Here is a 14,164-nt window from a genome sequence, read left to right as displayed (position 1 = left end):
CAGGAATGAATACAAACGAGGTTTTGGACGTGTTTCGCGAGGCCGGTGCGGTGCTCGAAGGCCACTTCATCCTGACATCAGGGCTGCGCAGTCCAATCTTTTTGCAAAAAGCGCGCGTCTTCATGCATGCGGACAAAACCGAACGTGTCTGCCGCGGTCTCGCGGAGAAAATCAAAGGTGCCGGACTTGGCCAAATTGATTATGTGGTTGGTCCCGCCATCGGTGGTATCATCCCGGCGTACGAGACATCACGGCATCTTGGCATTCCCGCGATCTGGGTCGAGCGTGAAAACGGTGTTTTCAAGCTCCGCCGCTTTGAGATTGCCAAAGGAGCGCGCGTTGTCATCGTTGAAGATATCTTGACGACTGGACTTTCTATCCGTGAAACGGTGACTTGCCTGCAGGAGTTGGGAGCGAACGTGCTGGCAGCAGCATGTATCATCGACCGGTCTGCTGGAAAAAGTGATGTCGGTGTACCATTGATAGCGCTGGCGGAATATGAAGTGCCGGCCTATCCTGCCGACAAACTTCCGCCTGAACTTGCCGCAATTCCGCCTGTTAAGCCCGGTAGTCGCAACATCTGAATGACTTGAATGAACCAAAGTGGATTTGACACATTCAAAGTATACATGTGCTTTGGTGCAAAGGGATTTGAATAGAAATGCTCTTCAAGAGGCGTAAAGAACCTTGCCTGCGGGAACGGCTACGTGTGGCGCTTTGGCCGCGCCGTTCGATCGGCCGGTCTTTGCGCTATTTCGGCAAGCGTGTCCTGCGGCTTCGAGCAACACCGCACGCAATCGCGACCGGATTTGCATGTGGCATCTTCGCGGCATTCATTCCGCTTCTCGGCGTCCATATTGCTGTTGCCCTGACCATCGCTTGGTTAATCGGGGGCAACATCGCGGCGGCTGTTATCGGAACAACGCTGGGTAACCCTTTGATTCTGCCTTTTATCTGGGCGGCGACGCTTGAAGTCGGCCGTTTCGTCATGAGCGGCCGTCTCAGCGGAGACCCCTTGCCGCCGCATCTTGGCTCCATGCTTAGGCATCTGGATTTTGCAGTTCTCTGGCAGCCCCTGATCAAGCCAATGCTGATCGGCGCTGTTCCGCTCGGTCTTGTCGCCGCGCTTCTCATTTATTTTCCGGTTCGCTGGGCCGTAGCAAGCTTTCAGCATCGACGGCACAAATCGACATTTCGGCTCCAGAAGGCCACTGAGCCGACATGATCATCGGAATCGGTAGCGATTTGATCGATATCAGGCGTATCGAAAAGACGCTCGAACGCCACGGCAGTCGCTTCATTGACAGGGTCTATACTCGGATAGAGCAGGCGAAGTCCGATCGCCGCAAGGAACGCGCAGCCTCCTACGCCAAGCGCTTTGCCGCGAAGGAAGCCTGTGCCAAGGCGCTCGGCACCGGCCTGTCGCGCGGTGTTTTCTGGCGCGACATGGGTGTTGTCAACTTGCCGAGCGGCGCACCGACCATGCAACTAACAAATGGAGCAGCAGAACGGCTCGCGGCGATCACTCCATCCGGCTGTTCCACCCGAATTCATTTGACCATCACAGACGATTTCCCCCTTGCACAAGCATTTGTGATTATCGAAGCGTTGAGAATCGAAGAATAGCCGCAATCAAACGGCATTGAGCGGCATTGCCCCCCGCGCATTCAGCGGTTAAGAGGGGGCACATTTGGTTTTTGGAGAGATGAGAAACGTGAGCGACAAAGCTGTTGTGAAGAATTCTGGTGGTCTGGGTGAGACGATCAGCGTTATCGTGCAGGCGCTGCTGCTCGCACTGGTCATCCGGACATTGCTGTTTCAGCCCTTCAACATCCCCTCAGGCTCGATGCGGCCGACGCTGCTTGAAGGCGACTATCTGTTCGTCTCGAAGTTCTCTTATGGCTATTCCAAATATTCAATTCCGTTTGCGCCAGACTTGTTTTCAGGCCGCATCTGGGGTGGTGAGCCGAAACGCGGTGATATCGCCGTATTCCGCAAGCCCAATGACACGTCGCTGGACTTCATCAAGCGCGTGATTGGCCTGCCGGGTGACAAGGTCCAGATGCGCGGCGGTGTGCTCTATATCAATGATGTGGCCGTGCCGCGCGAGAAGGTTGGTCAGATCGACAATCCCGACGTGACGGAGGTCAACCGGCCCGTCGACGTCTATCGCGAGACGCTGCCGAACGGCATCACCTATGATACGCTCGACCTGACGCCGAATGGCCTTGGCGATGATACGCGTGAGTTCGTGGTTCCAGCCGGTCACTACTTCATGATGGGCGACAACCGCGACAATTCGAGCGACAGCCGCTTTGACGTGGGCTACGTGCCGCTCGAAAATTTCATTGGCCGCGCCAATATCATTTTCTTCTCGATCGCCGGCAAGGCAAGCCCGCTCGAGATTTGGCGTTGGCCGTCGGAAGTTCGCTTTGGCCGGCTGCTGAACAGCGTCAACGGCGCTCCAAACTCAGTCCAGAACAATTGATGGTCCTATGAGTCTGTCCGCCGACGCCGTTCGCAGACTGGAGGAAAAAACCAGGCACACTTTTCGCGATCTCGGCCGTCTGGAACGTGCGCTTACGCACGCTAGTGCACGGCCTTCAGCGGGATCGGACTATGAACGCCTCGAATTTCTCGGTGACCGCGTCCTCGGACTGGTCATTGCCGAACTGCTGTTTCGGGCCTATCCAACCGCGACGGAAGGCGAACTATCCTTGCGGCTGAATTCCCTCGTCAACGCCGATACCTGTGCGGCAGTCGCGGACGAGATCGGCCTGCACGAATTCATTCGCACTGGTTCCGATGTGAAGGGGCTGGCGGACAAACGGCTCAAAAGCCTGCGCGCTGACGTTGTAGAATCACTGATCGCCACGATTTATCTGGACGGCGGACTGGAAGCGGCGCAACCTTTCATTGAGCACTATTGGGATGCCCGCTCGCGCGAGATCAATTCGGCGCAGCGTGATCCGAAGACAGAATTGCAGGAATGGGCGCACCAGCAGAACGGCGCCCAACCCCTTTACAGCGTGGTCGACCGCACCGGTCCTGACCATGATCCGCAATTCACGGTGAGGGTCGACGTTAAAGGCTTCGAACCCGCGACCGGCATAGGCCGTTCGAAGCGCATTGCCGAACAGGAAGCCGCGGTTGCATTGCTTTATCGTCAAGGCGTTCGTAAGAAGACGCAGGAAGAAGAACCATAATGACCGAAAAAGAACAGACAACAGAAGCTGATGCAAAGCCCGATGTTCCAACCCGCTCGGGCTTTATCGCTTTGATTGGCGCGCCGAATGCCGGCAAGTCGACGCTGGTCAACCAGCTTGTCGGCAGCAAGGTGTCGATCGTCACCCATAAGGTGCAGACGACGCGTGCGCTGGTGCGCGGCATTGTTATTCACGAGCAGACCCAGATGGTGCTGGTCGATACGCCCGGCATTTTCAAGCCGAAACGCCGTCTCGACCGGGCGATGGTGACGACCGCCTGGGGCGGAGCCAAGGACGCCGATCTCATTCTGGTGCTCATCGATGTCGAGCAGGGGATCGATGAAGAGGCGGAAGCCATTCTCGGCAGTCTCCACGAGAAGAAGCGGAAGGTGATCCTCGTCCTCAACAAGGTGGATCGTATCGAGGCGCCGAAGCTGCTGGAACTGGCGCAAAAGGCCAATGAAAAGGTCAATTTCGACAAGACCTTCATGATCTCCGCGCTGAAGGGCTATGGCTGCAAGGATTTGCTGAAATACCTCGCCGACAATCTGCCGGAAGGACCTTGGTACTATCCGGAGGATCAGATTTCCGACATGCCGATGCGCATGCTTGCAGCAGAAATCACCCGCGAAAAGCTCTATCTGCGCCTGCACAATGAGTTGCCCTATTCCTCGACCATCGAGACGGAAAGCTGGGAGGAAAAGCCGGACGGCTCCGTCCGCATCCAACAGGTGATCTATGTCGAGCGCGACAGTCAGAAGAAGATCGTGCTCGGTCATGAGGGACAGGCGATCAAATCCATTGGCCAGGCTGCGCGCAAGGAGCTGATGGAAATCCTCGAACAGAAGGTGCACCTGTTCCTTTTCGTCAAGGTTCGTGACAACTGGGGCAATGATCCCGAGCGTTACCGCGAAATGGGCCTTGAATTTCCTCAAGGATAGCGCAAGTCTGCGAGACTTTTGAGAATTCGACCTGATTGGTCAGCTGGTGTGGTTTTCGAGAACCGGAGCGCAGCGGACTTTTGGGTCCGTGAGCACCGGAAGCATAGAAAATCGCATCAGATGGCCATCAGGGTGGGTTCACAAAGGTCTCTCAATGGAATGGCGTGACGAGGGCATTATCCTTGGAACAAGGCGGCACGGGGAAACCAGCGCCATCCTTGAATTGATGACCCGCGAACACGGCCGCCATCTCGGGTTGGTACGTGGTGGACGCTCCCGCCGTATGCAGCCATTGCTCCAGGCCGGTAATCGCGTCGACGTCATCTGGCGCGCGCGCATCGACGAGCATCTCGGCATGATGCAGGTCGAGCCTGTTACGTTTGCTGCTGCGCGCCTGATCGAGCAGCCGGTGGCGCTCTACGGCTTGCAGCTCGCGGCCTCGCATTTGCGCTTGCTGCCGGAACGCGATCCCCATCAGAACCTGTTCGAAACCCTGGCGATCATCCTCGAACATTGCGAAGACACGATGATCGCCGGCGAACTGCTGCTGCGCTTCGAAGTGATGATGTTGGAGGAGTTGGGGTTCGGCCTCGATCTGAAACGCTGCGCATCGACGGGCAGCGATCAGGACCTGGCCTATGTGTCGCCGAAATCCGGACGCGCAGTATCGCGCGATGCCGGTGCACCCTGGGCCGATAAGCTTCTGCCCATGCCGCCCTTCATGGTCAGCTCGAGCGTGCGAGCTGCATCCCTTGCCGAGATCATGGCTGCGTTCCGGCTGACCAGCTTCTTCTTCACAAGGCATGTCTGGGAGCCGCGGGCGCAAAAGCCTCCCGAAGCGCGGGACGGCTTTCTGAACGCCGTTGCAAGATCGCTGTCGAACACGCCGGGACAGGCGTCCTCAATGCCGGAAAGGTCCGTGCTTCCATGAGTTCTGAGGATGGGCCAGGCTCGGCGGATATGTGGGAACGTTATTCCGCTGGCTGAAGGGCAGGGCGTATAGCGGCGCTTTCCTGGATTGGCCAGTGAACAATCGCTGCGAAGAGACCCAGCACTACACCTAGCCACCAGACGGGATCGTAGCTGCCAAAATGATCATAGAGGTAGCCACCAAGCCAAACGCCCAGGAACGAGCCGATCTGGTGCGAAAAAAACACGATACCGCCGAGCATGCCGAGATAGCGGGTGCCGAACATGATGGCGACGAGCGAGTTTGTCGGCGGTACGGTCGATAGCCACATCAGTCCCATGAGGATCGCGAAGACAATCACTGAGGTTCCTGTTTGCGGCAGTAGCAGGAACGCCGTGACCAATATCGAACGCCCAAGGTAGAGAAAGGCCAGAAACTTCGGCTTGGAATAGCGCTGGCTAATCACGCCCGATGCGAGCGAACCGATAATATTGAAAAAGCCGATTAGCGCCAGAGCGAGCACCGCATAGGTCGCATCGATGCCAATATCCCCGATATAGGCAGGGAAGTGCGCGGTGATAAACGCCACCTGAAACCCGCAGACGAAGAAGCCGGTAGTGAGCAACAAGTAGCTCTTGTGAGCAAAGGCTTCTCTCAGCGCTTGGCCAATCGACTGTTTGTATTGAGTTCCACCCATTCTGCCGGTGGAGGAATTACCTCGCAGCGGTATGGCGAGAAGCGGGACGATCAGCATGGCGATCCCGAGATAGACCAGCCCGTCCGACCAGCCAAACCGGTCGATCAACCCTTGGCTGATCGGCGCAAAAACGAACATGCCGGCGGAACCAGCGGCTGTACCAATACCGAAGACGAAAGTCCGGTTGGCCGCTGAAACGTTGCGGGCAAAGGCCGACAGGATGACGCCGAAAGAGCCAGCGGCAATGCCAAGACCCACAAGCACGCCGCCACCAAGGTAGAGAATGCCCGGCGAGGCGGCCCAGGCCATCACCACCAAACCGCTCGAGTAGAGGATGGCTGACAGAAGCAGCACGCGCCACGTGCCATACTTGTCAGCGATCGCACCGAAGAATGGCTGCCCTGCACCCCAAAACAGGTTCTGGAGTGCCATGGCCATGCCAAATGTACTTCTATCCCAACCTTTTTCCGCCAACAGCGGTAATTGGAAGAATCCCATAGCCGAGCGAGGCCCGAATGTCAGAAGCGCAATGAGACAACCGGCGATGATAATCAGCCATGGCACGCCGGACTGTTTGACGGCACTTGTTTCGTTCTGCGACATGGCACGTTCCCTTTTTCTGGAAACGCAGGATTATCCCATTTGTCATCCCAATCAATTGAATTGAGTTGATTGGTACTTAAACGAGTTTGATGGGTAAGCAGGCATCGGGATACTGCGCAGCGTGTGCAATAGAGTGAATAAGGGATTGATTTTTATGCGTCTATTACTGCCATTTTTAGCGCTGACCGCCGTAACGCTTGGCGGTTGCGCCAACTCCGGCAGTGTCAGTCCACTGATCTGGTGCGACCGGCCCAGCGATCATGATGCGAAGGTGTTTACCAATTGCACTCGGCCAATTGGCGGCGACAGCCCCCAAAAACGCTATCTGCAAGAGCGCCGTTACAATGATTATCGTCAGTCCTGGGGCCGATAACCCTGTGAGGGGAAAGGAAGGTTCAAGGCATGCCTGGCGTTCCATTTCCACGAGTGAGTTGCAAAAGCTCGATTATCAACCCTTGAAGCCAACGAAATAATCCCCTATGTAAATCGGGACGGCCCTGCCGTTTTTCTTTTGATCATAAATATGCTCAAAGTGAGTATAAATGATCGATAGCAACATCCCGGCCAGCTTGTCGGGTGGAAGAGTGTCCAGGAGGAAATGGATATGACCAGCACTGCCCGCATCACTTCTGACCGCGTCACCGGTCAAACCGCAGCGGATCGCTTTGGTGTTCTAGACATGCCGGATCTCTCCTATACGCACGAAATTGCAGCAGAAACCGAACATCTTTACGAGCGCGTCGCTCACCATATTCCGCGTATCGAATGGCCGGTCTACGCACCCTATGTGGCCGCGATCAACCGTCTGAAGAAACAGCGCAACGCGGTCATCCTCGCCCATAATTATCAGACGCCAGAGATTTTTCATTGCGTTGCCGACATCGTTGGCGACTCGCTTCAGCTTGCCAAGGAAGCCACGAAGGTCGATGCGGAGATCATCGTTCAATGCGGTGTGCACTTCATGGCGGAAACGTCCAAACTGCTCAATCCGCACAAGACTGTGCTGATCCCGGACGTGAGGGCCGGTTGTTCGTTGGCCGAGTCGATCACCGGTGCCGATGTACGCCTGTTGCGCGAAACCTATCCGGGTGTGCCAATCGTCACCTATGTGAACACGTCTGCCGAGGTGAAAGCGGAGAGCGATATTTGCTGCACGTCGGCTAATGCGGTTCAGGTGGTCGAGAGCTTTGGCGTCGATCGCGTTCTGTGCATTCCCGACGAGTTCCTCGCGCAGAATGTAGCAGCGCAGACCAAGGTCAAGATCCTTGCCTGGAAGGGTCATTGCGAAGTGCATGAGCGCTTTACGGCGGACGAACTGCTCGCCTACAGGGCCGCCGATCCCGATATCCAGATCATTGCCCACCCCGAATGCCCGCCGGAAGTCGTTGCGATTGCAGACTTCACCGGTTCCACCAGTGGCATGATAAATTATGTGAAGGACAACCGCCCGGCCAAGGTGCTTCTTGTCACCGAGTGCTCCATGGCTTCGAATATCGAGTCGGAAGTGCCGGGTGTGAAATTCATCAAGCCGTGCAATCTCTGCCCGCATATGAAGCGCATCACGCTGCCGAATATCCTTGAAAGCCTGGTCTATATGCGTGAGGAAATTCACGTCGATCCGCTGGTCGCCGAACGGGCGCGACTCGCAGTTGAACGCATGGTCAATCTGAAGAACTGAGGCCGGAGACGACGCTGATGTCCATTCAATCCGATCCCGTCATCATTATCGGTGGCGGCCTTGCCGGCCTCTTTTGTGCGCTGAAACTCGTCCCCCGTCCTGTCACCGTCCTGGCAGCAGCACCGATCGGCCGCGGCGCATCCTCGGCCTGGGCGCAAGCGGGCATTGCTGCTGCCGTCTCCGAAGGCGACACAAAGGAAAAACACGTCGCCGATACGGTCGCGGCAGGCGACGGTATCGTTGATGAAAACATTGCCCGCCTGATGGCCAGCGAGGCGGCGTCCCGCGTCCATGACCTTCTTGGCTACGGCGTTCCCTTTGACCGCGATCTCGAAGGCAGGTTGCAGGTCTCGCGCGAAGCGGCTCATTCGGAAAGCCGTATCGTCCGCGTTCGCGGCGATATGGCGGGCCGCGCCATCATGCAGGCGCTGGTCAGGACGGTGGAGAACACGCCGTCCATCCGCGTGATGGAAGGTTATGTGGTCGAAGACCTGATGATTGAGAAAGGTGCCGTAAGCGGCGTCATCGCGCGAACGGAAGCTGGGCGCGGCAAGCAGGTAACGCTTGCTTCGCGAACGGTTGTGATTGCGACAGGCGGCATCGGCCATCTCTATGCGGTTACCACAAACCCGTCCGAAGCACGCGGCGAAGGCATCGGCATGGCGGCTCGGGCTGGCGCGATGATGGCGGATATGGAGTTCGTGCAGTTCCACCCGACTGCGCTCGATGTTCACAAGGATCCCGCGCCCCTGGCGACGGAGGCCCTTCGCGGGCATGGCGCGACGCTGATCAATCGCGCCGGTGAACGTTTCATGTTGAAGATCAATCCCGATGCAGAACTTGCACCGCGTGATGTCGTGGCGCGAGGCATCTATACCGAAGTCACGGCCGGACGGGGCGCTTGGCTCGACTGCACCAAAGCTGTTGGCGCAGCGTTTCCCGAGGAATTTCCCACCGTCTACAAATATTGCCGGGATGCAGGCATCGATCCGGTCATCGATCCCATTCCAGTCGTCCCTGCCGCGCATTACTTCATGGGCGGTATTCTGACGGACGCTGACGGACGCACGTCAATCGACGGGCTTTGGGCTTGCGGCGAATGTACTTCCACGGGAGCGCATGGCGCAAACCGGCTGGCGTCGAATTCATTGCTTGAAGCCGTCGTGTTTTCGGCGCGCATTGCCGCCAAAATCGGCAAAGGTGACACGAAACACACAGATTGGTCGAAAGGCTCGGTCGACAGAGATGATCTGGTCGCTGAAGTCGATACGGCCGCGATGACCACGCTGCGCAAGACGATGAGCGCCAGTTTTGGCGTTATTCGTGACCGCAAAGGAATGCTTGAAGGCCTGAAAACCATCCTTCAACTGGAAAGGGCCAATCACGATGCAGCCTTTCGGAATGTACTGGCGACGGCAAAGCTGGTCGCTGTCAGCGCCCTGCGACGCGAGGAAAGCCGCGGTGGCCATTTCCGCACTGACTTTCCGGAGAAGCGGGCTGAATGGCAGCACAGGACATTTCTCACGTTGTCCGACGCCGAAGCTGCGTTAAATGAAATGATGGAGTTGGCCTGATGGCTGGAGACATGCAAAAGGCCTTCCCGCCATCTCTTCCGCAATTACTAATCGAGGACGCCGTGCGTGCTGCCTTGCTCGAAGATCTGGGCCGGGCAGGGGATATCACGACAAACGCGACGCTGCCTGAGGATGCGACCGCCAGTGCTATGCTCTCAAGCCGCGAAGCCGGTACGATCTGCGGCATAGGCTTTGCGCGCACCGCGTTTGCGCTGATGGACCCGAAGCTAGAATTCATTGCGCTGGCCAAAGATGGCGCAAGGGTCAAGCCGGGTGATCATATTGCACGGGTTGAAGGCAATGCCCGCGCCATTCTCTCCGCCGAACGCGTCGCACTCAATTTTCTTATGCATCTGAGCGGCATTGCCAGCACCACGGCAAAGTTCGCCGATCTGATCGTCCATACCAACGCCAAAGTCTGTGACACACGCAAGACCATTCCCGGTATGCGCGCTTTCGCCAAATATGCGGTGAAATGCGGTGGCGGCTCCAATCATCGTTTCGGTCTCGACGATGCGATCCTGATCAAGGACAACCACGTCGCTGTCGCAGGCGGCGTCGCAAAGGCCATTCTCGCCGCACGCGCCTATGCCGGACATCTGGTCAAGATCGAGGTGGAAGTCGACGGCCTCAAGCAATTTGAGGAGGCGCTTTCCGTTCACGCCGATGTGATTCTTCTTGATAATATGAGGCCGGAACTGCTTGAAAAAGCGGTGAGAATCAACGGTGGCCGGGCGAAACTGGAAGCATCCGGCAATATAGCATTTGACACTATCAAGGCGATTGCAGAAACCGGTGTCGATTATATCTCGACATCGAAAATTACCATGGCAGCGCCAACGCTGGACATTGGACTGGACATCGAAATCAAATGAAGGTCATCGCCACGATCGCTGAACTGCGCGCTGCCCTCAAAGCTGAGCGCCTCAAAGGCAAATCCATCGGTCTCGTACCGACGATGGGCTATTTGCACATTGGCCATATGACGCTGGTTCGCCACTCGAAAGGCGCATGCGATATCACGGTAGTCTCGATCTTCGTCAATCCGACGCAGTTCGGACCGAATGAGGATCTTTCGGCCTATCCGCGCGACATGGCAGGCGATCTGGCCAAGCTAGAAGCCGAGGGCGTTGATTACGTCTTCACTCCCCAGGTTGCGGAGATATACCGACCGGGCGCTCATACGATTGTCGATAACCCGGTTCTGTCGCGGATACTGATCGGCAAGATCCGCCCTGGGCATTTTCGCGGCGTAACAACCGTCGTCACCAAATTGTTCAATATCGTCCAACCGGATCATGCGTTTTTCGGCGAAAAGGACTATCAGCAACTGACGATCATCCGCCGGATGGTTTCAGATCTTGATATGCCAATTGAAATAACCGGTGTGGCGACCGTGCGCGAGGATGATGGCGTTGCCTGCTCGTCGCGCAACGCGATGCTGGCGCCTGCCGACCGCAAGGCTGCTGTCATCCTGGCGAAATCGCTGGCGCAGGCGGAGGAAATGGTCGGACAAGGCCAGCGATCGGTTCCGGCTATTCGCGATGCGGTTCGCGCAGTTCTGGAAACCGAGAAACGCGGCGAGATCGAGTCCGTCGATATTCGCGATGCGCGGACACTTGATCCGGTCTCGGGAAAATTCAGGCAGCCAGTCGTCATTTTGTTGACAGTCCGCTTCGGCAAGGTGCGTCTGATCGATCAGCGTGTCATAGGCTGAACGGGGAAGAGGGAGGAGGAGCTATGAGTCAGGAAATTGTCACCCGCCGGGTCACCGCACCGGAAATACGTAACCGCAAGGGCGGCGAGCCGATCGTCGCACTGACCTCCTATCACGCCAACACCGCGCGCATCGTCGACCGGCACGCTGATATTCTCCTCGTTGGCGACAGTCTCGGCATGGTTCTCTACGCGATGGAGTCAACGCTCGACGTGTCGCTCGACTTGATGATTGCTCATGGCCGCGCCGTGGTGCGCGGTTCTGCCCACGCGCTGGTCGTGGTCGATATGCCGTTCGGCTCCTATGAGGAAAGCCCGGCGATCGCCTTCCGCAACGCTGCCCGCGTCATGCAGGAGACCGGTTGCGGCGCGGTCAAGCTGGAAGGTGGCGTGCGCATGGCTGACACGATCCGCTTCCTGATCGAGCGCGGCATTCCGGTGATGGCACATATCGGACTGACGCCGCAATCCGTCAACACGCTCGGTGGCTTCAAGACGCAAGGGCGCGACACGGCGCTGTGGCCGCTGATCAAGGCTGATGCAAAAGCGGTCAGCGACGCTGGCGCCTTTTCCGTGGTGCTTGAAGGCATTGTCGAGCCGCTTGCGGCGGAGATTTCGCACGAGATCGCTATTCCGACGATCGGTATTGGCGGGTCGAGGGAATGCGACGGCCAGATCCTCGTGCTTGAGGATATGCTCGGCTATAATCCCAAGCCGCCCAAATTCGTCAAGGTCTATGGGGCTATCGGCAATGCCATCGATCAAGCTGTCAAAGCTTACGCGGCAGACGTGCGCACTCGGGCATTTCCGGGTGTCGAGAACGTCTATCTGCTGAAGTAAATAACTAGCTGCGTTTTTTCCGCTCTGTATCAGCGCCTTGCCAATATTCCACGGTGGCGGATTTGTCGTAGCCTTCACCCATGAGCCGAACGCCGACACGCCCGGTTTCCGGGTAGAACACGACTTCATTCGGGTTTTTCTCGCCGATCATTATGAATCGGCAGGGCGCATCGCTGTGATTGTAAAACGAATGTCCGACCTTCTGCCCGGCCGGAAAGACGACGTGGTCACCGGCTTTCATCGGGTAGGTCTTGTCGCCCAGCCGCAGTGTCATTTCGCCTTCGAGGATGAAGGCCTGTTCCTCCGAGCATATGATAGTGGTTGAGGCTGGATTCCTTGCCGGGTGCCAGCTCTTCCAGAGCGACTCCAACATGGCTGGCGCCGCCGAAATCGGAAAGATAGCGAAATCTGCTTCCGTAGCGTGTACCTTCCGACCACTCTTCCAAGGGAACACTTTCCGATGCGAAGGGCTCGGAGATTCCTTCTGCATTCAGGGCTTTGGGCTTGTCATTCATATCCTCCTCCTATCCCCTGCCGCCGACACGCAACCCCGCCACGCTACGCTCTTCCAGCACATTGTGACGGAAGCGATAAAGCGCCGCCGGCCGCCCTCGCGCTTGCGTCTGTTCTGCGCCTGTGGGCTCCACGAGCTCGGTCGTTTCGACCAATCTGCGGAAATTCTGCTTGTGCAGGTGGCGTCCGGAAATCGCCTCCACAGTCTCCTGCAGCGCGGTCAGGGTAAAGGTTGGAGGCATTAACTCAAATATCACAGGCCTATATTTCAGCTTGGCCCGCAGCCGCGAGATTGCGGTCGCAAGAATGCGCCGGTGGTCGAAACTCATTGGAAGCCCCAGGATACGCGAAAGGTGCGTGCCTTCGGCGCGCCCATCCCGCGCTGCCTCCTCTATCAATCCCGCTTCATACAGGAGTTCGTAACGTTCGAGCACGCGCTCTTCATCCCACACAATTCCATCGTCTCCGAACGCGAGCCGGAAACGGCTTAGCCGCGCGGGGACAGCACTTTCTCCAGCCCACGCGCGCAAAGCAGGACGGATCGTCTCATCGATCATTGCCGGCTTACCGCCGCGCCAATCTTCCCAAGGCAGGAACGAATACCAGCTGCGCCAGCGAGCGCCGGATTTGCGCAGGGCTTCTCCATCATCGGTTATGCGCGTGAGTGCGAGATAACCGACTGAAACAATGTGCAGGTCGCGATCTTCGGCGGTTTTGTGGCGACCACGATCGCCGAAGGTATAGAGCTGTTCGACATATCCAAGACGTAGAGGCGTCTGCTCCGCCACCCACTCGCGCAGCCCGGTCTCGAACGTTCGATGCAGCAGCGGATTGAACGGGCCGAAGGGCAGTTCGTCGCGCTCGCTGTCATCGCCTGAAGGTGTGGTCAAGATCAGCGGATCGTTGTTCGCCACAGCCACGATGGCGGCGCTTAAGTTTATCTCAACAGCATTGGGCGCGCCGGTCATGCTCACACCGTCAGCGGAAGAATGAACGGCGTGCCTTCAAATGCCTCTTCACCGCGACCGATCGCCTTGATCGCATCTACCATTCTGCCCTTGCGAACGAGTATATCATCGGCGAGCGCTACAAGCCTGCCATTGGGCGTGGCAGAGGGCGCGTTTTGGCGCAATTTCTGCGCCAACCACACTTCATCAAGCTCCGGATTAAGTGCAATCGCGGTGATATAGGCCGCAGCGGTTGAACGTGAGATTCCGGCATAGCAGTGGATGAGCAAGGGTGCCTTGCGGTCCCAACGCTGGCCAAACGCGATCAGCTGGCTGATATGGTCGGCAACGGGATGCGTCATGCCTTCCACAGGCTCGAGAATATCGTTGAATCCAAGAAACAGATGACGCGCCTCTAGAATCTCTACCGGGCGGGGCACGACCGTATCGGCATTGATCAGAGTTATCATGTCGCGCGCGCCGAAGCGTGTTGCCGTCTCGGCAATGCGCGAAAGGGGAGAGACAACGATGTGCGGCAT

The 14,164-nt window shown here is 57.3% G+C and carries 17 protein-coding genes; 13 read left to right on the top strand and 4 right to left on the bottom strand.

Translation table 11 applies throughout. The features are described from left to right. Positions 1-5: 5 nt before the first annotated feature. From pyrE to recO, 7 genes are all read left to right on the top strand, one after another. Entirely contained in the window at positions 6-584 is a 579-nt protein-coding gene (gene pyrE, locus ACSQ3H_RS19115) for an orotate phosphoribosyltransferase (protein ID WP_436118493.1), read from the top strand. Between the two features lie 77 nt (positions 585-661). Then, positions 662-1,225, top strand: coding sequence for a DUF2062 domain-containing protein (locus ACSQ3H_RS19110; protein ID WP_436118492.1), 564 nt, complete (start codon positions 662-664; stop codon positions 1,223-1,225). After that, positions 1,222-1,626, top strand: a complete 405-nt coding sequence (gene acpS / locus ACSQ3H_RS19105) for a holo-ACP synthase (protein ID WP_436118491.1) — start codon at positions 1,222-1,224, stop codon at positions 1,624-1,626. The genes ACSQ3H_RS19110 and acpS overlap by 4 nt, the downstream gene beginning before the upstream one ends. 79 nt (positions 1,627-1,705) lie before the next feature. Then, positions 1,706-2,488 carry a signal peptidase I gene (lepB, locus tag ACSQ3H_RS19100; RefSeq protein WP_436118490.1) on the top strand — a complete coding sequence of 261 codons (783 nt, stop codon included), beginning with the start codon at positions 1,706-1,708 and terminating at the stop codon, positions 2,486-2,488. 7 nt (positions 2,489-2,495) lie between these two features. Next, positions 2,496-3,206, top strand: coding sequence for a ribonuclease III (gene rnc, locus ACSQ3H_RS19095; RefSeq protein ID WP_436118489.1), 711 nt, complete (start codon positions 2,496-2,498; stop codon positions 3,204-3,206). Then, the gene (gene era / locus ACSQ3H_RS19090) at positions 3,206-4,147 is read left to right on the top strand and encodes a GTPase Era (protein WP_436118488.1); all 942 of its coding nucleotides are present in this window, start codon (positions 3,206-3,208) and stop codon (positions 4,145-4,147) included. The genes rnc and era overlap by 1 nt, the downstream gene beginning before the upstream one ends. A gap of 154 nt (positions 4,148-4,301) precedes the next feature. Further along, a complete protein-coding gene (recO, locus tag ACSQ3H_RS19085) occupies positions 4,302-5,078 on the top strand; it encodes a DNA repair protein RecO (RefSeq protein ID WP_436118487.1) in 777 nt (258 codons plus the stop codon). Between the two features lie 40 nt (positions 5,079-5,118). Here recO and ACSQ3H_RS19080 read toward each other — a convergent pair whose 3' ends face one another. Further along, on the bottom strand, positions 5,119-6,357 hold the full coding sequence (locus tag ACSQ3H_RS19080) for an MFS transporter (RefSeq protein WP_436118486.1): 1,239 nt from the start codon (positions 6,355-6,357) through the stop codon (positions 5,119-5,121). A 154-nt stretch (positions 6,358-6,511) separates the two neighbouring features. Here ACSQ3H_RS19080 and ACSQ3H_RS19075 point away from each other — a divergent pair, with 154 nt between their 5' ends. The 6 genes from ACSQ3H_RS19075 (at position 6,512) to panB (ending at position 12,165) form a co-directional block, all read left to right on the top strand. After that, positions 6,512-6,730 carry a hypothetical protein gene (locus ACSQ3H_RS19075; protein ID WP_436118485.1) on the top strand — a complete coding sequence of 73 codons (219 nt, stop codon included), beginning with the start codon at positions 6,512-6,514 and terminating at the stop codon, positions 6,728-6,730. Positions 6,731-6,961: 231 nt separating this feature from the next. Beyond that, the gene (gene nadA / locus ACSQ3H_RS19070) at positions 6,962-8,035 is read left to right on the top strand and encodes a quinolinate synthase NadA (protein WP_436118484.1); all 1,074 of its coding nucleotides are present in this window, start codon (positions 6,962-6,964) and stop codon (positions 8,033-8,035) included. Between the two features lie 17 nt (positions 8,036-8,052). Then, positions 8,053-9,609, top strand: a complete 1,557-nt coding sequence (locus tag ACSQ3H_RS19065) for an L-aspartate oxidase (protein WP_436118483.1) — start codon at positions 8,053-8,055, stop codon at positions 9,607-9,609. Between the two features lie 11 nt (positions 9,610-9,620). Next, positions 9,621-10,484, top strand: a complete 864-nt coding sequence (nadC, locus tag ACSQ3H_RS19060; RefSeq protein ID WP_436119497.1) for a carboxylating nicotinate-nucleotide diphosphorylase — start codon at positions 9,621-9,623, stop codon at positions 10,482-10,484. Beyond that, a complete protein-coding gene (gene panC, locus ACSQ3H_RS19055) occupies positions 10,481-11,326 on the top strand; it encodes a pantoate--beta-alanine ligase (RefSeq protein WP_436118482.1) in 846 nt (281 codons plus the stop codon). Before nadC ends, panC begins: the two co-directional genes overlap by 4 nt. Positions 11,327-11,349: 23 nt before the next feature. Then, positions 11,350-12,165 (top strand): 3-methyl-2-oxobutanoate hydroxymethyltransferase, encoded by an 816-nt coding sequence (panB, locus tag ACSQ3H_RS19050; protein WP_436118481.1) that lies wholly within the window; start codon positions 11,350-11,352, stop codon positions 12,163-12,165. A 4-nt stretch (positions 12,166-12,169) separates the two neighbouring features. Here the strand turns inward: panB and ACSQ3H_RS19045 are convergent, their stop codons facing one another. The 3 genes from ACSQ3H_RS19045 to ACSQ3H_RS19035 all read right to left on the bottom strand — a co-directional run bounded on the left by ACSQ3H_RS19045 (position 12,170) and on the right by ACSQ3H_RS19035 (position 14,164). After that, a complete protein-coding gene (locus ACSQ3H_RS19045) occupies positions 12,170-12,538 on the bottom strand; it encodes a cupin domain-containing protein (RefSeq protein WP_436118480.1) in 369 nt (122 codons plus the stop codon). Between the two features lie 151 nt (positions 12,539-12,689). After that, a complete protein-coding gene (locus ACSQ3H_RS19040; protein ID WP_436118479.1) occupies positions 12,690-13,646 on the bottom strand; it encodes an NUDIX hydrolase in 957 nt (318 codons plus the stop codon). A gap of 2 nt (positions 13,647-13,648) precedes the next feature. Beyond that, positions 13,649-14,164: a tyrosine phosphatase family protein gene (locus tag ACSQ3H_RS19035; protein WP_436118478.1), complete on the bottom strand. Its 516-nt coding sequence runs from the start codon at positions 14,162-14,164 to the stop codon at positions 13,649-13,651.

The sequence above is a fragment of the Phyllobacterium sp. LjRoot231 genome (assembly GCF_964253365.1).
Lineage (GTDB): Bacteria > Pseudomonadota > Alphaproteobacteria > Rhizobiales > Rhizobiaceae > Phyllobacterium.
The sequence above is the reverse complement of the archived record's forward strand: the minus strand, read 5'-3'. Positions and strand labels throughout refer to the sequence as shown.